The 21373-nt window shown below is 63.6% G+C and carries 16 protein-coding genes; 14 read left to right on the top strand and 2 right to left on the bottom strand.

Annotation, left to right across the window (positions count from 1 at the left end; genetic code table 11):
• Positions 1-242: 242 nt before the first annotated feature.
• Complete coding sequence (locus tag PQQ53_RS31255; protein WP_408156774.1) at positions 243-1439, bottom strand: M20 aminoacylase family protein; 1197 nt, start codon at positions 1437-1439, stop codon at positions 243-245.
• A gap of 188 nt (positions 1440-1627) precedes the next feature.
• On the opposite strand from PQQ53_RS31255, the gene PQQ53_RS31250 reads away from it, so the two are divergent.
• Both PQQ53_RS31250 and PQQ53_RS31245 read left to right on the top strand, forming a co-directional pair.
• A complete protein-coding gene (locus tag PQQ53_RS31250; protein ID WP_408328422.1) occupies positions 1628-3706 on the top strand; it encodes a molybdopterin-containing oxidoreductase family protein in 2079 nt (692 codons plus the stop codon).
• A 147-nt stretch (positions 3707-3853) separates the two neighbouring features.
• Positions 3854-5527 carry a long-chain fatty acid--CoA ligase gene (locus tag PQQ53_RS31245; RefSeq protein WP_408328419.1) on the top strand — a complete coding sequence of 558 codons (1674 nt, stop codon included), beginning with the start codon at positions 3854-3856 and terminating at the stop codon, positions 5525-5527.
• A gap of 193 nt (positions 5528-5720) precedes the next feature.
• Here PQQ53_RS31245 and PQQ53_RS31240 read toward each other — a convergent pair whose 3' ends face one another.
• Positions 5721-6890, bottom strand: coding sequence for a porin (locus tag PQQ53_RS31240; RefSeq protein ID WP_408150319.1), 1170 nt, complete (start codon positions 6888-6890; stop codon positions 5721-5723).
• Between the two features lie 301 nt (positions 6891-7191).
• Between PQQ53_RS31240 and coq7 the strand changes: the two genes are divergently transcribed.
• The 12 genes from coq7 (at position 7192) to murC (ending at position 21373) form a co-directional block, all read left to right on the top strand.
• Positions 7192-7830 (top strand): 2-polyprenyl-3-methyl-6-methoxy-1,4-benzoquinone monooxygenase, encoded by a 639-nt coding sequence (gene coq7 / locus PQQ53_RS31235; protein WP_408150317.1) that lies wholly within the window; start codon positions 7192-7194, stop codon positions 7828-7830.
• 462 nt (positions 7831-8292) lie between these two features.
• A complete protein-coding gene (gene mraZ / locus PQQ53_RS31230) occupies positions 8293-8721 on the top strand; it encodes a division/cell wall cluster transcriptional repressor MraZ (protein ID WP_120289375.1) in 429 nt (142 codons plus the stop codon).
• A gap of 15 nt (positions 8722-8736) precedes the next feature.
• On the top strand, positions 8737-9690 hold the full coding sequence (gene rsmH, locus PQQ53_RS31225) for a 16S rRNA (cytosine(1402)-N(4))-methyltransferase RsmH (RefSeq protein ID WP_408150315.1): 954 nt from the start codon (positions 8737-8739) through the stop codon (positions 9688-9690).
• Positions 9687-10037 carry a cell division protein FtsL gene (gene ftsL, locus PQQ53_RS31220; RefSeq protein WP_408150313.1) on the top strand — a complete coding sequence of 117 codons (351 nt, stop codon included), beginning with the start codon at positions 9687-9689 and terminating at the stop codon, positions 10035-10037. The genes rsmH and ftsL overlap by 4 nt, the downstream gene beginning before the upstream one ends.
• Positions 10034-11899: a peptidoglycan D,D-transpeptidase FtsI family protein gene (locus PQQ53_RS31215; RefSeq protein WP_408150311.1), complete on the top strand. Its 1866-nt coding sequence runs from the start codon at positions 10034-10036 to the stop codon at positions 11897-11899. Before ftsL ends, PQQ53_RS31215 begins: the two co-directional genes overlap by 4 nt.
• Positions 11896-13443: a UDP-N-acetylmuramoyl-L-alanyl-D-glutamate--2,6-diaminopimelate ligase gene (locus PQQ53_RS31210; RefSeq protein WP_408156781.1), complete on the top strand. Its 1548-nt coding sequence runs from the start codon at positions 11896-11898 to the stop codon at positions 13441-13443. The genes PQQ53_RS31215 and PQQ53_RS31210 overlap by 4 nt, the downstream gene beginning before the upstream one ends.
• A complete protein-coding gene (locus PQQ53_RS31205; RefSeq protein WP_408150308.1) occupies positions 13440-14852 on the top strand; it encodes a UDP-N-acetylmuramoyl-tripeptide--D-alanyl-D-alanine ligase in 1413 nt (470 codons plus the stop codon). Before PQQ53_RS31210 ends, PQQ53_RS31205 begins: the two co-directional genes overlap by 4 nt.
• Before the next feature lie 17 nt (positions 14853-14869).
• Entirely contained in the window at positions 14870-16039 is a 1170-nt protein-coding gene (mraY, locus tag PQQ53_RS31200) for a phospho-N-acetylmuramoyl-pentapeptide-transferase (protein ID WP_063497428.1), read from the top strand.
• 30 nt (positions 16040-16069) lie between these two features.
• Positions 16070-17584, top strand: coding sequence for a UDP-N-acetylmuramoyl-L-alanine--D-glutamate ligase (gene murD / locus PQQ53_RS31195; protein WP_408150305.1), 1515 nt, complete (start codon positions 16070-16072; stop codon positions 17582-17584).
• Positions 17581-18858, top strand: a complete 1278-nt coding sequence (ftsW, locus tag PQQ53_RS31190; protein ID WP_408150303.1) for a putative lipid II flippase FtsW — start codon at positions 17581-17583, stop codon at positions 18856-18858. The genes murD and ftsW overlap by 4 nt, the downstream gene beginning before the upstream one ends.
• Entirely contained in the window at positions 18855-19973 is a 1119-nt protein-coding gene (murG, locus tag PQQ53_RS31185; RefSeq protein ID WP_408328416.1) for an undecaprenyldiphospho-muramoylpentapeptide beta-N-acetylglucosaminyltransferase, read from the top strand. The genes ftsW and murG overlap by 4 nt, the downstream gene beginning before the upstream one ends.
• On the top strand, positions 19970-21373 hold the full coding sequence (gene murC / locus PQQ53_RS31180; protein ID WP_408156787.1) for a UDP-N-acetylmuramate--L-alanine ligase: 1404 nt from the start codon (positions 19970-19972) through the stop codon (positions 21371-21373). The genes murG and murC overlap by 4 nt, the downstream gene beginning before the upstream one ends.

Here is a 21373-nt window from a genome sequence, read left to right as displayed (position 1 = left end):
CGTGGGAGCGGGCGCGGGAACAGCGTCGTGCGGACTAACGGAAAAAGACCGGGCGGCGGCTTCGCCCGTACGCTCCACACCCGTACCTCAGCGCTTCCCGATCCGCAGCGCGTCTGCATACACCAGCAGTGCTAAATGGCGCGAGTACATTTCCCGCCAATCACATTACCAACGCCATCACGCGCCCGCTCGGCAGCGCAATCCAAGCGGCGCTGCACAAACGCCGCCTCACATCACGACCGCTATTTTCCTTGCGCCAGAAACCGGTGTGCCAGACGAACCCAATACGTCGACCCGATTGGCAATAACTCGTCGTTGAAATCGTAACTCGCGTTATGCAGCATACAAGGGCCGGCTCCATGACCGGCATCCCGATGGCCGCCGTCGCCGTTGCCCAAAAATGCGTAACAACCCGGCTTCGCCAGCAGCATGAACGAGAAGTCCTCGGCGCCCATTGTGGGCTCAACTGCGTCGTCGACATTCTCTGCCCCAACGACCTCCTTCATAACCGAAGCTGCGAAACGGGCTTCTTCGCCACTGTTGATAGTCGGCGGATAATTTCGATGAAAGTGGATCGTGACGGAACAATCGTAAGCGTCGGCTGTACTTTCAGCGATCTTGCGCATGCGCGCTTCGATCAGATCGAGTGTTTCAGTGGTGAATGTCCGAACCGTCCCGGCGATCCAGGCATCATTTGGGACGACATTGACCGCGTCGCCGGCGTGAATCTGGGTAATGGACAGGACTGCAGTATCGAGCGGCTTTTTGTTCCGCGTGATGATGCTCTGCAGCCCGTTTGCGATCTGCACCGCTGTAAAGACGGGATCTCGGCCGTTGTGCGGGAGCGCCGCGTGCGAGCCCACGCCTTTAATTTCGATACGGAACTCGTTGCTCGATGCCATGATCGGGCCTTCGGTCACGCCGAAGTGCCCCGCCGGCATTCCCGGCCAGTTATGAATGCCGAACACCGCATCGACCGGAAACTTGACGAACAGACCGTCGTCGATCATCGCCTGGGCGCCGGCACCGCCTTCTTCAGCCGGCTGGAAAATGAATACGATCGTGCCATCGAATTCGCCGTGTTTGACCAGATGCCGCGCGGCCCCGAGAAGCATCGCGGTATGTCCGTCATGGCCGCATGCGTGCATTTTGCCGTCGTGTTTCGACCGATGATCGAAGCTGTTCAATTCCTGGATCGGCAGCGCGTCCATATCAGCGCGCAGGCCAATGGCGCGAGAACTATTGCCACGCTTCAAGATGCCGACCACGCCGGTTTTGCCTAATCCTCGATGAGTCTCAATGCCCCAGGACTCAAGCGTTCTGGCAACGAGATCTGCAGTCGAAGTCTCTTCGTAACGCAGTTCAGGGTTGGCGTGAATTGTTCGTCGAAGGGTCTGGATTTCGCCGTGAGCGGCTTGGATTTCTGGGATCAGTTTCATGATGGAGTGATATTGCGCTTGTGCTTTGACTTGCGTTGGATCGCTCGGGGTCAAATCGACCCGGGCACGGTGATAAACGATTCTACGCCGAAGGCAATTTTGGCGGCACCATCCAGGCTAACTGCCGATGGACGTAATAAAATCCCGCTTAACTCACCGCTTACTGCTTCTTCGACGAATCTCCGACAATGAACGCCCCGACTGAATTCGCTCGCGCCGTGTGCCCGCACGATTGCCCTGACACTTGCGCGATGCGTGTGACTGTCGAGAATGGCCGGGCGATCAAGATTGCCGGTGATCCCGAGCATCCTCCGACGCAAGGCGCGTTGTGTACCAAGGTCAGCCGCTATGCGGAGCGTGTGTACCATCCGAACCGGCTCACCACGCCGATGAAGCGTGTCGGCCGCAAAGGCGAGGGCCGCTTCGAGTCGATCACCTGGGACGAAGCGCTAGAACTCGCGGCCACCCGTCTATCGGAGATTGCGCGCCGTTCGCCGGAGGCGATCTTGCCTTACAGCTATGCCGGCACGATGGGGCTGGTGCAGGGCGACAGCATTGCGCAGCGGTTCTTTCACAAGCTCGGCGCCTCGCAGCTCGACCGCACGATTTGCGCGGCGGCCGGCGCAGCCGGCTTGAAGTACACGTATGGCGCGGGCATCGGCATGCTCACGGAGTTTTTCGCCGAGAGCGAGGTGATCCTGATCTGGGGCGCGAATCCCATCGCATCGAATTTGCACTTTTGGACCCGCGCCCAGGAAGCCAAGCGTCGTGGCGCGCGTCTGATTGCGATTGATCCGTACCGTTCGCTGACGGCGGAAAAATGCCACCAGCACATTGCACTGAAGCCCGGCACGGACGGCGCTCTAGCACTCGGCATGATGCACGTGCTGATCACGGAGAACCTGCTCGATCACGCTTACATTGCGGCTCACACACTGGGCTTCGCGGAACTGAAGGCGCGTGCGCTCAGTTATCCGCCGTCGCGCGTCAGCGAGATTTGCGGTATCGAAGAGTCGGTGATCGTCGATCTTGCGCGACTTTACGGCAGTACGAAGAAGGCCGCGATTCGCATGAACTACGGCTTGCAGCGGGTGCGCGGTGGCGGCAACGCCGTACGCGCGATTGCTTGCCTGCCGTCGCTGACGGGCGCATGGCGCGAAAGAGCGGGCGGAGCGTTGCTTTCATCGGGAGGCTGGGCACCGGTCGATTCGCATGCGCTGCAGCGTCCGGACCTGATGCCGGGTTGGCCCGCCAAGCCAAGCCGCGTGATCAATATGAACGCGATTGGCGACGCGCTGCTGCATCCGGGCGACGCCGCGTTCGGCCCCAAGCTCGAAGCCATCGTCGTCTACAACTCGAATCCTGTTGCGGTCGCGCCGGACTCGGAGCGGGTCGCGGCGGGTTTCGCGCGCGAAGACCTGTTCACGATCGTCCTCGAGCATTTTCAGACTGACACTGCGGACTATGCCGATCTGCTCCTGCCCGCGACGACGCAGCTCGAACATCTCGACGTGCACAAGTCGTACGGTCACACGCATGTGATGCTCAACTTGCCGGCGATCGCCCCGGTCGGAGACGCACGTCCGAACACGGAAATCTTCCGTGGCCTCGCACGCCGGATGGGTCTCGACGAACCGGCGCTGTTCGAAAGCGACGAAGCCGTTGCACAGGCCGCCTTCCGCTGGCAGGACAGCACGCTGGACGACGCTGACTGGGAGACGCTGAAGAAGGTCGGCTGGGCGAAGCTGAATCTGCCCGACGCGCCTTTCGCCGACGGTGGCTTCAGAACGCCGTCCGGCAAATGTGAGTTCTACAGTGAACGCCTCGCGCAACAAGGCCTGGATCCGTTGCCCGACTATCTGCCGCCCTACGAATCCGCCGACGGTGCGCCCGAACTCGCCGCGCGTTACCCGCTCGCGATGATCTCGCCGCCCGCCCGCAATTTCCTGAACAGCACGTTCGTCAATATCGAGAGCCTGCGCGCGACGGAAGGCGAGCCGCATCTGGACATCCATCCTGTGGATGCGCACGCGCGGGGCATCGTCGACGGTGTTCAGGTGCGCATCTTCAACGATCGCGGCTCGATGCAAGCGCGCGCCCGCGTCACCGACAAAGCGCGCGAAGGGCTGGTCGTCGGCCTCTCCATCTGGTGGAAAAAGCTTGCGCCAGACGGTCGCAATGCGAACCAGGTGACGAGCCAGGCGCTCACCGATCTGGGCGGATCCGCCACTTTCTACGACTGCCTCGTCGAAGTCGAGCGTGTCTGAGACCCGCTAGCAATCCCTGCAGCGCTCGCCTCCCCGCGGGTTGGAGGCTATCGTCTAACCCGGCCGCATTTCGCGAATAGCGACGAGGTGCCCATGCTACGATGCGTTTTTAGCACGACCATTCGAAAATAAATCAGGAGACGCTGCATGGACAAAATCTGGCTGAATTCCTATCCGCCCGGCGTTCCCGCAGACATCGACGCAACGCGCTATTCATCGGTTGCCGAGCTGCTCGAAGAGGCCTTTCGCGAGCATCGCGCCAAACCGGCATTCGTCTGCATGGGCCAGGAGATCAGCTACGGCGAGCTCGACGCGCTTTCGCGCAAGCTCGCTGCGTGGTTTCAGGCGAAGGGCCTCGCGCGCGGCGCGCGCATCGCGATCATGATGCCGAACGTGCTGCAATACCCGGTCGCGATTGCCGCGATTCTGCGAGCGGGTTACGTGGTCGTGAACGTGAACCCGCTGTACACGCCGCGCGAACTCGAACATCAGTTGAAGGACTGCGGCGCGGAAGCGATCATCCTGCTCGAAAACTTTGCGGTCACGCTGCAAGCGATCGTGCGCAATACCTCGGTCAAGCACGTCGTTGTGGCGGCGATGGGCGATCTGATGGGCATCAAGGGCACGCTGGTCAACTTCGTCGTGCGCAAGATGAAGAAGATGGTGCCGGTGTGGAATCTGCCGGGTCACATCAGATTCAACACTGCGATCTCGGAAGGCGGGCGCCAGCACTTCAAGCCGGTGCCACAAGGTCCGGACGACGTCGCATTTCTCCAGTACACAGGCGGAACGACCGGCGTGGCCAAGGGCGCGACGTTGCTGCATCGGAACCTGATCGCCAATGTCTTGCAGTCGGAAGTCTGGCTCAATCCGGTTCGCGAGAACCGTCCGGACATCGATCAGTGCATCACCGTCGTAGCATTGCCGCTCTATCACGTGTTTGCGCTGACCGTATGCGGGCTGCTGACGATCCGCACCGGCGGCCTTGGCGTGCTGATTCCGAATCCGCGCGACGTTCCCGGCATGATCAAGGCGCTGCAAGGTTATGCGATCACGACGATCCCCGCCGTCAATACGCTGTACAACGCGTTGCTGAACAGTCCGGACTTCCACAAGCTCGACTTCTCGAAACTGCTCACCGCGAATGGCGGCGGCATGGCCGTGCAGGAGGCGGTCGCTAAACGCTGGTACGAGTTGACGAATACGCCGATCGTCGAAGGTTACGGGTTGTCGGAGACGTCGCCGTGCGTGACGTGCAATCCGGTGACCGTCACCGAATACAGCGGGACGATCGGTTTGCCGCTACCGTCCACGGAAGTGTCGATTCGCGACGACGAAGGCAACGAAGTGCCGCTCGGTCAGCCGGGCGAAATCTGCATTCGCGGCCCGCAGGTGATGGCCGGCTACTGGAACCGGCCGGACGAAACCGCCAAGGTGATGACGCCGGACGGTTTCTTCAAATCGGGCGACGTCGGCCTGATGAACGCCAACGGCTTCGTGAAGATCGTCGACCGTAAGAAGGACATGATTCTGGTGTCCGGCTTCAACGTATACCCGAACGAAATCGAGGACGTGGTCGCCAAGTTGCCGGGCGTGTTCGAAGTCGCCGCGGTCGGCGTGCCGGACCAGCACTCGGGCGAGGCCGTCAAGCTGTTCGTCGTGAAGAAGGACGAGGCGCTGACCGACACGGATATCTTCGCGTACTGCAAGACGCAATTGACCGGCTACAAGCGGCCGAAGATCGTCGAATTCCGCGCGGAACTGCCGAAGAGCAATGTCGGCAAGATTCTGCGCCGCGAGTTGCGCGACGGGCGGGCATAAGGCGACCATCAAGGCGCCTGATTTGGCACGAAGCTGACGCAAGCTAATGCATAGCGAAAGAGAAAGCCCCGCAGACCTTCGTCTGCGGGGCTTTCTCTTTCGCCATCACATCGCACCACGCAACACAGCGCAATCCGCCATAAAAAAAGGCGCCCGAAGGCGCCTTGGAGGCAAACTGCTTTTTTACAACTTATTAGAACTTGTGGCGGATGCCGACGCGAGCCGCGAACTGGTTGTTGCTCGTCGAACCCGTCAGGCCGTTGATGCCTGCCGTTGCGTCGACCGGAGCGCCAGCCTGGTTGAGCGTTTCGCCCAGAGCATGCTGGTACACGCCGATCACGTAGACATCGGTACGCTTGGACAGGAAGTAATCCACGCCCACCGAGCCTTGGTGGTACTGAGCGCGGTCCGCACCGTTGATTTCCGCGCCGCGCGTGTAGTCATACGCTGCGCCGACCAGCAATGCCGGGGTCAACTGATACTTGAAGTTGATTTCGCCGTTGTTGAACGTAGCCGACTGGCCAGTGACCTGCGACGCGAACGTCTTGCCGAGGTTGGCGAAGCGGATGTTCGAGTACGTCAGGCCGATCGTTGCCGCGCCGAACGTGTATGCGCCGCCCGCACCGATCACCTGGTACGTGTTAGCCGACGTGAAGCCACCGTAGATCGGGTTCGTCACGGCAGCACCCGCTGCCGTCGTGGTGCCGCCGTTGTTGAACAGGCCGCCCGTCGCTGCCGGCGTGCGTGCGTTCAAGTAGCCGACGCCCAACACGAGAGGACCGTTGTTATAGCCAGCACCCAACGACCAGATCTGGTTGCCGGTGAAGTTGCCTGCCTGGCCACCAAGGCTGTACGTGCCGCCGAACGTCAGGCCGCCGTAGTTCACGCTCGTGAACTTGACCGTGTTGTTGGTGCGGTATGCGTTGTTGAAGTTGTCGATGTCGCCCGGGTGAGCACCGATGTAGCCGCCCCATTGGTCGCCCGATTCCAGCGGACCGACGTAGTCGACGACGGAGTCGTACTGACGACCCAGCGTGACCGTGCCGAACTGGCTCGACAGGCCGACGTAAGCTTGACGACCGAACATCAGGCCGCCTTGACCCAGCTTGCCGTTGGTCACGTCAAAACCGTTTTCCAACACGAAGATTGCCTTCAGACCGCCGCCCAGATCTTCCGTGCCGCGCAGGCCGAAACGCGAGCCTTGCATCACGCCGCTGGACATGTCGTACTTGTGGCTGCCGTTTGCGTTGGTATTCATGTTGATACCAACGTCAATAATGCCGTACAGGGTCACGCTGCTCTGAGCATGTGCGACGCCTGCGAATGCGCCCAGTGCTGCAAGAGCGAGAAGCGACTTTTTCATCGAATGATCTCCAAGGATTACGAATCTTTTGTACAAGGCGAATATTTATCTAGCGTTGAGGCCTTGCTGTCTAACTTCGCGAGAAGTTGCACGTAATGTAACAAAAGGCATACATGGCACAAAGAAAAAGGAGATCGCCAGGAACGCTCCTGTTTCGTTTACGCAACATGGTCTAAAATCGAAAATTGGCCGGTTGATTCATGTGGATTCGCGCTCGCCGCGAAATCGGTTTTGCGCCTTAAAGCCTTGTCGCGCGGACCCGCCGGTTCGAGAAAGCGGTTGTTGAATCAGGGAGTGCTTAATGTTTCTGGACGAGTTGATTAGCGAGTTTGATCGGGGTTTACGCTCAATGACGGGCGTATCGCGGATGAGTCGTCCGTTACCGGTTCCGCAAGAATCGGCGGTGACGGCGCAGGTGCCCGAACTGTCACCGGCGGAGCGTGCGCACGCGGCCGGATTGATGCGCGTGAATCATGTCGGCGAGGTATGCGCGCAGGCGCTGTATCAGGCCCAGAAACTCGCGACCCGGTCGCCGTCGTTGCGTGCCGTGTTCGATCACGCCGCCGTCGAGGAAGAGGATCACCTCGCGTGGACCGCCAAACGTCTCGAAGCGCTCGACTCGCGTCCCAGCCTGCTGAATCCGCTCTGGTATACCGGGGCGCTGGCGATCGGCCTCGCGGCGGGGCGTCTCGGCGACCGCGTGAGTCTCGGCTTCATGGCTGAAACCGAGCGCCAGGTGGAGCAGCATCTCGACAGCCATCTGGATCACCTGCCCGCTGCGGACCACGAGTCGCGCGCAATCGTCGCGCAGATGCGCGCGGACGAAATGGCGCACGGCAAGGCGGCCATGGATGCCGGCGGCGTTGAGTTGCCGTTCCCCGCGCGCGCGCTGATGCGTGCGGCTTCGAAAGTCATGACTCGCACTGCCTATTACATATAAAGGCGCGGCCACCGCGCACTCGCTTCCGAAAGTGGGACGGCGCCTCGCGCGCCGTCCCCCGCAGGTCCCCGAATCGCCCTCTGCTATCTCTTAATTCCCCGCCGCGATCTCTTTCATTCCGTACTGTTCCCTCAGACTTTTCACGTATCACCTTCACAAGTTGCACTAGCTCATTCATTTATAACGGTTTTCCGTTTTATGTCTGATGTGAAGTAGTCGCGCTAAGTCCTTGTTCTAACAAACAAAATTCGCTCGAAAACCGGCTAGCTCCCTTGACCCCTGTTTATCGTTACTCTAAAGTGGGAGACAGTGTGAGAAAGTGTATTTTTGTGTGATCTCACGGGCGGTTTGGGGTAGATTTTCACGAATCGGACAGCGGGCACAAAAGTGCCGCGAGCAACCAGTTGTATGGGAGCGGAGTAGGCGCTAAAGCGCCAACTCCGGTCGACAGGGGAGAACGAAGTGTTCCAAGGGGCGTCGGCGCTGACGCTCGATGCGAAAGGGCGGATGTCGATTCCCTCTCGCTATCGGGATGCGCTGCAAACACAGGCAGAGGGCCGGGTGACGATCACCAAGCACCCGGACGGCTGCCTGTTGCTCTTTCCTCGCCCTGAATGGGAAATCTTCCGCGACAAGGTCGACAAGCTGCCGATGAACGCGGCCTGGTGGAAGCGCATTTTTCTCGGCAACGCAATGGATGTGGATATGGACGGCGCAGGCCGCGTGCTCGTATCGCCGGAACTGCGCACGGCCGGTGGGCTGGAGAAAGAAGTGACCTTGCTCGGCATGGGGCGTCACTTCGAGTTATGGGACGCACAAACCTACGCCGCGAAGGAACAGGCGGCGATCGCCGAGGGCATGCCCGAAGCGTTGAAGAATTTCACGTTCTGATCGCGGCTTACATATATGGCACCTGCGATGGGAAACGAATTGCAGCATCGCACGGTGCTGCTGGATGAAGCGGTCGATGCGCTGGTCACACGCGCGGACGGCGTGTATGTGGACGGTACGTTTGGGCGCGGCGGTCATAGCCGCCTCGTGCTGGAGCGGTTGAGCGAGTCGGGGCGTCTGATCGCGTTCGACAAGGACCCGCTCGCCATCGCCACGGCGCAGAGAATCGCGGATCCGCGCTTTGGCATCGTGCACGAGAGTTTTGCTTCACTGCGCACCGCGATTGCGGAGCGCGGGGTAGGACGGGTGTCGGGGGTTTTACTGGATCTGGGCATATCGTCGCCGCAAATCGACGATCCGGAGCGGGGCTTCAGCTTCCGCGCCGACGGCCCGCTCGACATGCGGATGGACCCGACGCGCGGCGAGTCCGCGGCTGACTGGCTGGCGCGGGCCACAGTGCAGGAACTGACGGAGGTGATACGAGATTATGGGGAAGAACGGTTTGCTTTTCAGATTGCAAAGGCGCTTGTTGCTCGCCGGGCAGAGTCCGACCGTCTTGGGCCTCTCGTCAGCACGGGCGAGCTTGCCCAAATCGTGGCTAACGTCGTCAAAACCCGTGAGAAGGGCAAGGATCCGGCAACCCGCACCTTTCAAGCTATACGGATTCACATCAATCAAGAGCTTGCGGAGCTGCAAGTCGTTTTAGAAGCAGCGTTGTCGCTGTTGGAGCAAGGGGGGCGGCTGGTGGTCATCAGCTTTCATTCGCTCGAGGACCGGATCGTCAAGCGATTCATGCAGGCGCACGCCAGTGCGCCTGCGGTCGATCGCCGTCTGCCGATCCGCGCCGTCGATCTGCCGAGTCCCCCGCTCAAAATCATCGGCCGCGTGTTTGCGAGCGACGCTGAAGTCGCCGCGAATCCGCGTGCCCGTTCTGCCGTGATGCGTGTGGCGGAGCGGATCGCGCCATGAATCGTCTCAACATCTTCCTGCTGATCATCGTGATGGGTTGCGCCTTGTCGGTCGTCAATGCGACCAATCAGCAGCGCCAGATCTTCATCCAGTTGCAGCGCGCTCAATCGCAGGAGCGCCAGCTGCAGCAGGACTATTCGCAGCTTCAATATCAGCAGAGCGCGCTCTCCAAGACCTCGCGCATCGAGCAGCTCGCCACCGCTTCGCTGAAGATGCAGTCGGTCACGACCGGCCGCACGCAATATCTGACGCTCGATCCGGGCGCCGCGCGCGCCGAAGACGCGCCGATTCCGACCTCCGGTCCGGCGTCCGCGCCGGCGGCGACCCGTCGCGGAGGCGTGCGATGAAAAAATCGTCAGCTCGCAAGAGCGTCGCCTTTTCGGCCAATCCGATCCTGTCCGTGCGCTTGCCGATGTGGCGCTCGAAACTCGTCGTGTTCCTGCTGTTCATGGCGTTCGTCGCGCTGGCCGCGCGCGCCTTCTGGATTCAGGGGCCCGGCAATGCGTTCTACCTGAAGCAGGGTGAAATCCGCTATCAGCGCCGCCTCGAATTGCCGGCCACGCGCGGCAAGATTCTCGACCGCAACGGGCTCGTGCTCGCCACGAGCCTGCCGGTGCGTGCGATCTGGGCGATTCCCGAATCGGTGCCGGACGACCTCGGCGCGGACAAGCTGAATTCGCTCGGGCAATTGCTCGGCATGACGAACAAGGAACTGCGCCGCAAGCTGTCGGAGGACAAGAACTTCGTCTACGTGAAGCGCCAGGTGCCGGTCGACGTCGCCGCGAAAGTGACGGCGCTGGACATCCCCGGCATTTATGCGCGCGACGAATACAAGCGTTTCTATCCGGAAGGCGAGATCACGGCTCACCTGATCGGCTTCACGAACGTCGAGGACGAGGGCCAGGAAGGCGTCGAACTCGGCGACCAGAAGCTGCTCGCCGGCATGTCGGGCAGCCGGCGCGTGATCAAGGACCGCATGGGCCACATCATCGAGGATGTGGACGAGCAGGTCGTGCCGCACAACGGCCAGGACGTCGATCTGTCGATCGACAGCAAGATCCAGTACATCGCGTACACGAACCTGAAAGCGGCCGTCGAAAAGTTCAAGGCGAAGGCCGGCGCAGCGATGGTGATCGACGTGCGCACCGGCGAAGTGCTCGCGCTCGTCAATTATCCGACCTACAACCCGAACGATCGCTCGCACCTGACCGGCGACCAGTTGCGCAACCGCATCCTGACCGACACGTTCGAGCCGGGCTCGATCATGAAGCCGTTCACGGTGTCGCTCGCGCTCGATCTGCACCGCGTGACGCCGACTACACTGGTAGATACGGGAGGGGGCCGCTTTGTGCTCGATGGCGCACCGATTACCGACGACAGCGGCTTCGGCGTGCTGACGGTGGGCGGCGTGATCCAGAAGTCGAGCAACATCGGCGCGACGAAGATCGCGATGCAGCTCAAGCCCGAAGAGATGTGGAACATGTACACCAGCATCGGTCTCGGTCAGGCGCCGAAGGTCGGTTTCCCCGGCGCGGCGGCGGGCCGTCTGCGTCCGTGGAGAAGCTGGCGCCGCATCGAGCAGGCGACCATGTCGTACGGCTACGGCCTGTCGGTGTCGCTGTTCCAGCTGGGCCGCGCGTACACCGCGATCGCGCATGACGGCGAGATCATGCCGGTGTCGATTTTCCGCACGCCTGGAGACCAGCCGGCCACCGGCCCGCAGATCTTCGCGCCGACCACCGCGCGTGAAGTGCGCGCGATGCTCGAAACCGTGACGGCGCCCGGCGGCACGTCGCCCGATGCGGCGGTGCCGGGTTATCGCGTCGGCGGCAAGAGCGGTACCGCGTACAAGCACGGTGCGCACGGCTACGACCACTCCAAATACCGCGCATCGTTCGTCGGCATGGCGCCGATGCCGAATCCGCGCATCGTCGTGGCCGTGTCGGTCGACGAACCGACGGCGGGCAGCCACTTCGGCGGCCAGGTGTCGGGCCCGGTGTTCTCGGGCATCGTCGGCGATACACTGCGCTCGCTGAACGTGCCGCCGGACATGCCGGTCAAGCAGATGGTCGTGTCCGACGATTCGGCGCCGCCCGCCCCCGGCGCGCCGGCTACGCCGCCGGGCGCCAAGAAGATTTCCACCAGCGCCGGCGCGAAGAAGATGACGATTTCCGCCAGCGCGAAGAGCCACCCCGGAGTCGAGCGATGAGCGCGCTGCGTAAAAAGCATCCAGCGCACCGGCAGATCGCCGACGCCCTGACCTGGCTGCACGCTCACGTGCAGCCAGACGCGCATCTGCATGCCGACACGCGCTCGCTCGCGGCTGGCGACGTGTTTTTCGCCTATGCGGTGGAGGGCGCGGACAACCGCCCATTCATCGACGGCGCGATCGAGCGTGGCGCAGCTGCGGTGCTGGTTCAGCCCGAAGGCTTTGGCGGCACGATCGATCCGTCCATCACGCTCGCCGTGCCGGCGTTGAACGAACTCGCCGGTTCGATTGCGAGCGGCTGGTACAACGATCCGAGCGACAGCATGCTGACGGTCGGCATCACCGGGACGAACGGCAAGACCTCGTGCAGCCAGTGGATCTCGGCGGCGCTGACCGCGCTCGGCCAGCGTTGCGCGATCATCGGCACACTCGGCACCGGTTTGCCGGGTCAGCTCGTGCACACCGGGTTCACGACGCCCGACGCGCCGCAACTGCAGCGCAGCCTCGCGCAATTGCGCGAGGCGGGCGCGCAGGCGGTGGCGATGGAAGTGTCGTCGCACGCGCTGCATCAGGAGCGCGTGAACGGCACCGCGTTCGACATCGCCGTGTTCACGAATCTCACGCAAGACCACCTCGACTATCACGGCACGTTCGACGCCTATGAGGCCGCGAAGGCGCGTCTGTTCGCGTGGCCGGACCTGCGCGCGGCCGTGATCAATCGCGACGATGCCGCCGGCCGCCGCCTGCTCGCCAGCACGCGGGGCCAAGCGCGCACCCTTGCCTACGGACTCGACGCCGCATTGCAGGACGCGCCGCAAGCCGACGCGTTGCTGCTCGCCTCGAACGTACGCGCAACCGCCACTGGTACCGCATTCCAGCTGACCACGTCGGACTGGGGCAACGCCGAAGTCGAAGTGCAAACGCTCGGCGCGTTCAACGTCAGCAATCTGCTCGGCGTGCTCGGCGCGCTGCTCGCCGCCGACGTGCCGTTCGACGCCGCGCTCGCCGAGCTCGCGAAGCTCGAATCGGTGAACGGCCGCATGCAACGCCTCGGTGGTCGCCTGCAAAACGACGAACCGCTCGTTGTAATCGATTACGCACACACGCCGGACGCGCTCGAAAAAACGCTGGACGCGCTGCGCCCGATGGCCGCCGCGCGCGGCGGCGAACTGATCTGCATGTTCGGCTGCGGCGGCGACCGCGACGCGACCAAGCGTCCGCTGATGGGCGCGATCGCCGAGCGATTCGCGGACGCCGTCGTCGTGACCAGCGACAACCCGCGCAGCGAAGACCCGCAGTCGATCATCGAACAGATCGCCGCGGGCATGAAGGACGCGTCGAAGGCGCGCCGCGTCGAGGACCGCGCGAGCGCGATCCTGCAAGCGATCCGCGGCGCCGCGCGCGAAGACGTCATCGTGCTGGCCGGCAAGGGGCATGAGGCAACACAGGAAATCATGGGCAAGAAACGCGCTTTCTCCGATCAGGACCACGCCCGCCTCGCGCTCGCCGCGCGGGCGACGCACGCACGCGGAGGTGGCGAATGAGCATGTTCACGCTGCGTGACGCCGCCGCGCTGATTCCCGGCGCAACCGTGCTCGGCGACGACGGCGTCGCCTTCGAGCGCGTGTCGACCGACAGCCGCAGCGCCGGCCCCGGCGATCTGTTCGTCGCGATCAAGGGCGAGCGTTTCGACGCGCACGACTTCCTGCCGGAAGTCGCGGCGCGCCACGTCACGGCCGCGCTCGTCACGCGCACGCCGGACGGCTGGAACGTGCCCGCGATTCGCGTGGCCGACACGCGCGTCGCACTGGGCGCGCTCGCCCGCGGCTGGCGTCGCCAGTTCGGCATGCCGCTCGTCGCGGTGACGGGCAGCAACGGCAAGACCACGGTCAAGGAAATGATCGCGTCGATCTTCGCCGCCGCCGTCGGCGATCACGCGCGTCTCGCAACCGCGGGCAACTTCAACAACGACATCGGTTTGCCGCTCACGCTGTTCCGTCTGCACGCCGCGCATCAACTGGCGGTGGTCGAACTCGGCATGAACCACCCGGGCGAAACCTCGCTGCTCGCAAAAATCGCCGAGCCGACGGTGGCCGTGGTGAACAACGCGCAGCGCGAGCATCAGGAGTTCATGGCGACCGTCGAGGCGGTCGCGCTCGAACACGCGAGCGTGATTCACGCACTCAAGCCCGAAGGCGTCGCGGTTTTCCCGGCGGACGACGCCTACGCGAGCATCTGGCGGGTGGCCGCAACCGGCAACCGCATCATCGACTTCGCGTTGAACAACGATGGCCGCGCGACCGAAGCGGCGGTCACGGGCACGTTCGACGGCAAGCAACTGAGCATCGACACGCCCGAAGGTCATCTCGACGTCACGCTGCAAGTGCTCGGGGACCACAACGCGCACAACGCGTTGGCCGCAACGTCCGCCGCGCTGGCAGCGGGCGTGTCGCTCGACGCGATCAAGCGCGGCCTCGAATCGTTCGGCGCCGTGAAAGGGCGCTTGCAGGTGAAGCAGGCCGTGCTCGGCACGCTCGCCGGCGCCACCGTGATCGACGACACCTACAACGCCAATCCCGACTCGATGCGCGCCGCGATCGACGTGCTGGCCTCGCGCGCCGCACCGCGCGTGCTGGTGATGGGCGACATGGGCGAAGTCGGCGACAACGGTCCGGCGTTCCACCGCGAAATCGGTGCGTACGCCAAAGAGCGCGGCATCGACGCGCTGTACGCGATGGGCGACGCTTCGCGCGACGCCTGCACCGCATACGGCGCGGGCGCGCATCACGTGGCCGACGTCGGCGCGTTGATCGCGCAATTGCAGCAGGCCGGTTTCGGCGCTGCCGCAACGTTTCTCGTGAAAGGCTCGCGCTTCATGCAAATGGAGCGCGTGGTGGACGCCGTAACGAGTCCACAACCCAACGCTGCGGGCTCGACGCCCGCCGCACATTGAAATAGAAGGACCGAAGCATGCTACTGGCGCTGGCGCAATGGCTGCAGAATGACGCAAGCTTCTTGCGCGTGTTCAGTTATCTGACTTTCCGTGCGGTGATGGCGACCATCACCGCGCTGCTGATCGGGCTCGTCTGCGGCCCGGCGGTGATCCGCAAGCTGACCGCGATGAAGGTCGGCCAGGCCGTCCGCAAAGACGGCCCGCAGACTCACCTCGTCAAATCCGGCACGCCGACCATGGGCGGCGTGCTGATTCTGCTCGGCATCGCCGTGGCCACGCTGTTGTGGGCCGATCTGACCAACCGCTTCATCTGGATCGTGATGCTCGTCACGTTCGGCTTCGGTGTGATCGGCTGGGTCGACGACTATCGCAAGGTGGTCTACAAGGACCCGCGCGGCATGTCCTCGCGCGAGAAGTATTTCTGGCAGTCGGTGATCGGTCTGTTCGCGGCGGTGTATCTCGCGTTCAGCGTCTCGGAAGCGAGCAATGTGCGCGTGTTCGATCTGTTCATGGCGTGGGTGCGCAGCGGCTTGTCGATGGGCTTGCCCGCGCGCGCCGACCTGTTGCTGCCGTTCGTCAAGTCGATCAGCTATCCGCTCGGCGTGTGGGGCTTCATCGTACTGACGTATCTGGTGATCGTCGGCGCGAGCAACGCGGTCAATCTCACCGACGGTCTGGACGGTCTCGTGATCATGCCGGTCGTGCTCGTCGGCGCATCGCTCGGCGTGTTCGCGTACGTGATGGGCAGCTCGGTCTATTCGAAGTATCTGCTGTTTCCGCATATCGCCGGTGCCGGTGAATTGCTGATCTTCTGTTCGGCGATGGGCGGCGCGGGGCTCGCGTTCCTCTGGTTCAACACGCACCCGGCGCAGATGTTCATGGGCGACGTCGGCGCGCTCGCACTCGGCGGCGCGCTCGGCACGGTCGCGGTGATCGTGCGTCAGGAAATCGTGCTGTTCATCATGGGCGGCATTTTCGTCGCGGAAACGCTCTCCGTGATGTTGCAGGTCACGTGGTTCAAATTCACCAAGCGCCGTTTCGGCGAAGGACGGCGTCTCTTCAAGATGGCGCCGCTGCATCACCATTTCGAACTGTCGGGATGGAAGGAAACGCAGGTGGTCGTGCGCTTCTGGATCATCACGTTGATGTTGTGTCTGTTCGGTTTGTCCACGCTCAAACTGCGTTAAGCATTAGTCGAAGTTAAGGGAAAGCAAGCGATGTTCGGCGAGAAGTTTCGGGATCGGCAAAAGCCGATGGTGCTCGTGCTGGGACTGGGTGAATCCGGTCTCGCGATGGCGCGCTGGTGCGCGCGGCACGGCTGTCGGCTGCGTGTGGCCGATACGCGCGAGGTGCCGCCGAACCTGTCCGCGCTGGAAGCGCACGGCGTCGACGCTGACTTCGTCGGCGGCCCGTTCTCGACGGTGCTGCTCGAAGGTGTCGAACTCGTTGCTATCAGCCCGGGCCTGTCGCCGCTCGCCGCCGATCTGTTGCCGCTGATCACGGCGGCGCGTGAGCAGGGCATTCCCGTGTGGGGCGAACTCGAGTTCTTCTCGCAGGCGCTGAAGACGCTCGGCGAAAGCGGCTACGCACCGAAGGTGATCGCGATCACCGGCACCAACGGCAAGACCACGACCACGAGCCTGACCGGCCTGCTGTGCGAGCGCGCCGGCAAGAAGGTCGCGGTGGCCGGCAACATCAGCCCGGCCTTGCTCGACAAGCTCAGCGAAGCGATCGATCACACCGCGCTGCCCGACGTGTGGGTGCTCGAACTGTCGAGCTTCCAGCTGGAAACCGCGCACACGTTTTCGCCGGATGCGGCAGTCGTGCTGAACATCACGCAAGACCACCTCGACTGGCACGGCGGGCTCGACGCGTATGCGGCGGCGAAGGGCCGCATCTTCGGTACACAGACCGTGCGCGTGCTGAACCGCGACGACTCGCGCGTGATGTCGCTCGCACCTTCGGGCGACAGCGAAGCGGACACGATCACCTTCGGCGTCACTGAGCCGAAGAATGACGGCGACTACGGTTTGCTGCGCGACAACGGCATGATCTGGCTCGTCGAAGCGCACGATCGCGACCCGAGTGATGAGCCCACGCCGAAGCGCCGTCGCAAGAACGAAGTGGCGACGCCGCCGGCCATCGCGCTCAAGCGTCTGATGCCCGCCGACGCGTTGCGCATTCGCGGCCTGCACAACGCCGCTAACGCGCTGGCCGCTTATGCGCTGGCGCGTGCGATCGGCTTGCCGGGCGCGCCGTTGCTGCACGGTCTGCGTGAGTACCACGGCGAGCCGCATCGCGTGGAGTTGATCGCGTCGATCGACGGCATCGACTACGTGGACGACAGCAAGGGCACCAATGTCGGCGCGACGGTGGCCGCGCTCGACGGCCTCGCGCAGCGCGCGGTGCTGATCGCCGGCGGCGACGGCAAGGGCCAGGCGTTCGAACCGCTCGCCGCGCCGGTGATGCGCTGGTGCCGCGCGGTGATGCTGATCGGCCGTGACGCGCCGCTGATTCGCGCGGCGCTCGAACACTGCGGCATCGCCATGACCGATCACGCGACGCTCGAAGAAGCGACGCGTGCCGCCGCCGCGCTGGCCCAACCGGGCGACGTCGTGCTGCTGTCGCCGGCTTGCGCGAGCTTCGACATGTTCAAGGGTTATGCACACCGTGCCGCCGTGTTTCGCAGCACGGTGGAAGACATCGCGGCCGAACGGGGGACGATGATATGAGCTGGTCGGAACGTTTCGGTTCTCGCCAGGCGGCTGCCGGCGATGCGGGCGGCTCGGGTGGAGCGGCGCGCATGGCGGGCCGCACGGGCGGCAGCGGCCTGGCGAGCGCCGTCAACGGCGTGCGTCCGCTGCGTTCGCGGATGCTCGACTACGATCACTCGCTGCTGTGGGTCGTGGTCGCGCTGCTCGGACTCGGCGTCGTGATGGTGTATTCGGCGTCGATCGCGATGCCCGATTCGCCGAAGTACGCGTCGTATCGCGACTATGCATTCCTCGTGCGCCAGATCATTTTCGTGACGATGGGCGCGGTAATCGGCGTCGTGTCGTTCCGCATCCCGATCTCGACGTGGGACAAGTACGCGCCCAAGCTCTTCCTGATCTCGCTCGTCGCGTTGGTGATCGTGCTGATCCCGCACGTCGGCAAGGGCGTGAACGGTGCGCGCCGCTGGATTCCGCTCGGCATCACGAACATGCAGCCGTCGGAGATCATGAAGCTCGCGGTGACGATCTACGCGGCGAACTACACGGTGCGTAAGCAGGAATACATGCACAGCTTCGCCAAGGGCTTTCTGCCGATGGCGGTGGCGGTTGGTCTCGTCGGGGCGTTGCTGCTGCTCGAACCGGACATGGGCGCGTTCATGGTGATCGCGGCGATTGCGATGGGCGTGCTGTTTCTCGGCGGTGTGAACGGCAAGCTGTTCGGCGGCCTGGTCGCCACGGCCGTAGGCACGTTCAGCTTGCTGGTGTGGGCGTCGCCGTGGCGTCGCGAGCGGATTTTCGCGTACCTCGATCCGTGGGATGACCGTTACGCGCAGGGCAAGGCTTATCAATTGACGCACTCGCTCATCGCGTTCGGGCGCGGCGAGTGGTTCGGCGTGGGCCTCGGCGGCAGCGTCGAGAAGCTCAACTACCTGCCGGAAGCGCATACCGACTTCATCCTCGCGGTGATCGGCGAGGAGTTGGGTTTCGTCGGCGTGCTGGTCGTGATCCTGATGTTCTACTGGATCGTGCGCCGCTCCTTCGAGATCGGCCGTCAGGCGCTCGCACTCGACCGCACGTTCGCGGGCCTGGTTGCGAAGGGCGTCGGCATCTGGTTCGGCGCGCAGACCTTCATCAACATGGGCGTGAATCTCGGCTTGCTGCCCACTAAAGGTCTCACGCTGCCGCTCGTCAGCTACGGCGGCTCGGGCATTTTGCTGAACTGCGTGGCGGTCGCTGTGTTGATGCGCGTGGATTACGAGAACCGTGTGTTGATGCGTGGGGGCAAAGTATGACCGCTCTCCACCAACGCACGCTGATGGTGATGGCCGGCGGCACCGGAGGACACGTGTTCCCGGGTCTCGCGGTCGCGCATCTGATGCAGGCGTGGGGCTGGAAGGTCGTGTGGCTCGGCAATCCCGCGGGCATGGAAGCGACGCTGGTGCCGAAGCACGGCATCCCGATGGAATACGTGCGCTTCGGCGGACTGCGCGGCAAAGGTCTCAAGACCAAGCTGATGCTGCCGCTGAATCTGCTGCGCGCGTGCACGCAGAGCCTCTCCGTACTGCGCCGCGTGAAGCCGGACGTCGTGCTCGGCATGGGCGGCTACATCACGTTCCCGGCTGGATTGATGGCCGCGTTGAGCGGCCGTCCGCTGGTGCTGCATGAACAGAATTCGATCGCCGGTCTCGCGAACAAGGTGCTCGCAAAGCTCGCCAAACGCGTGCTGGTTGCGTTTCCGAATGCGCTGCCGCACGGCGAATGGACCGGCAATCCGATTCGTGAGGAACTTGCGCGCGCGATTGCACCCAAAGCACGCTACGCACAACGCACGGGTCCGCTGAATGTGCTGGTGGTGGGCGGCAGTCTCGGCGCGGCGGCGTTGAACGAAGTGGTGCCGCGCGCGGTCGCGCTTCTCGCGCCGAACGAACGGCCGCGCATCGTGCATCAGGCGGGCGCGAAGCATATCGACGCGCTGCGCGAGAACTACGCGGCAGCGGGCCTGCAAAGCGGAGCCGAGGTCGAACTCGTGCCGTTCATCGACGACATGACGAGCGCGTACGCGAAGGCCGACCTCGTGATTTGCCGCTCCGGCGCGATGACGGTGTCGGAGATTTCGGCGGTGGGCGTGGCGGCGTTCTTCGTGCCGTTCCCGTATGCAGTAGACGATCACCAGACCACCAATGCAGCGTTTCTCGCCGATCACGGCGCGGCGCTAGTCGTGCAGCAACGTGACCTGTCGGCGGACACACTCGCCGACTGGTTGCGCAGCCAGACGCGGGAAACTCTCGCGGACATGGCGGAGCGTTCGCGCTCGCTCGCGAAACCCGACGCCACGGAGCAGGTCGCGCAGATTTGCGCGAGCGTGGCGGGTTCGATTTCGGGCGCGAGCCCAGAAGGACAGCAATGAAACATATCGTCAAACACATTCACTTTGTCGGCATCGGCGGTGTCGGCATGAGCGGCATCGCGGAGGTGCTGGTCAACCTGGGCTATCAGGTAAGCGGCTCGGATCTGTCGAGCAACGCAATCACGGATCGCCTCGCCGCGCTCGGCGCGCGCATTGCGATCGGTCACGCGGCCGAGAACATCGAAGGCGCGAACGCGGTGGTGGTTTCCACGGCTGTGCGCAGCGACAACCCCGAAGTGCTGGCCGCGCGTCATCGCCGCATTCCGATCGTGCCGCGCGCGGTGATGCTCGCGGAACTGATGCGCCTGAAGCAGGGCATCGCGATTGCCGGCACGCACGGCAAGACCACGACCACTTCGCTGGTGGCGAGCGTGCTGGCCGCGGGCGGGCTCGATCCGACCTTCGTGATCGGCGGACGGCTCATCAGCGCGGGCGCGAATGCGCGACTCGGCACGGGCGACTTCATCGTCGCCGAAGCGGACGAGTCGGACGCGTCGTTCCTGAACCTGTTCCCGGTGATCGAGGTCATCACGAACATCGACGCCGATCACATGGACACCTATGGCCACGACTTCGCGCGGCTCAAGCAGGCGTTCATCGAGTTCACGCACCGTCTGCCGTTCTACGGCATCGCAGTGCTGTGCGTCGACGATCCGAACGTGAAGGAGATCCTGCCGTTCGTGTCGAAGCCGATCATCCGCTACGGCCTTGCGCCGGACGCGCAGGTTCGCGCGGTGAACGTTCAGGCGCGCGACGGCAAGATGCATTTCACTGCGATGCGCGAAGACGCGGCGCCGCTCGACATCGTGTTGAACCTGCCGGGCGAGCACAACGTGCAGAACGCGCTGGCCGCGATTGCGATCGCGACTGAACTTGAAGTGAAAGATGCCGATATCCAGCGAGCGCTCGCGGATTTCAACGGCGTGGGCCGGCGCTTCCAGCGTTACGGCGAAGTGCCGGTGGCAACGGAGGGCAAGGTCGCGGGCGCGTACACGCTGGTCGACGACTACGGTCATCACCCGGTCGAGATGGCGGCCACGGTGGCGGCGGCGCGCGGCGCGTTTCCCGGCCGGCGCCTGGTGCTGGCGTTCCAGCCGCACCGCTTCACGCGCACGCGCGATTGCTTCGAAGATTTCGTGAAGGTGCTGTCGACCGTCGACGCGCTCGTGCTGACCGAAGTCTATTCGGCCGGCGAAGCGCCGATCGTCGCCGCGGACGGCCGCGCGTTGGCGCGCGCGCTGCGGGTGGCGGGCAAGGTCGAGCCGGTGTTCGTCGATACGGTGGATGAAGTGCCGGACGCGCTCGCAGCATTGGTGCGCGACGGCGACGTGGTGATTACGATGGGCGCGGGTTCGATCGGCGGTGTGCCGGGTCGTCTCGCGCAGGAACTGAAGGTGTGA

The sequence above is a fragment of the Paraburkholderia strydomiana genome (assembly GCF_046030495.1).
Classification (GTDB): domain Bacteria; phylum Pseudomonadota; class Gammaproteobacteria; order Burkholderiales; family Burkholderiaceae; genus Paraburkholderia; species Paraburkholderia strydomiana_A.
Note: the sequence above shows the minus strand (reverse complement) of the source record. Positions and strands in the feature narration are given on the sequence as shown.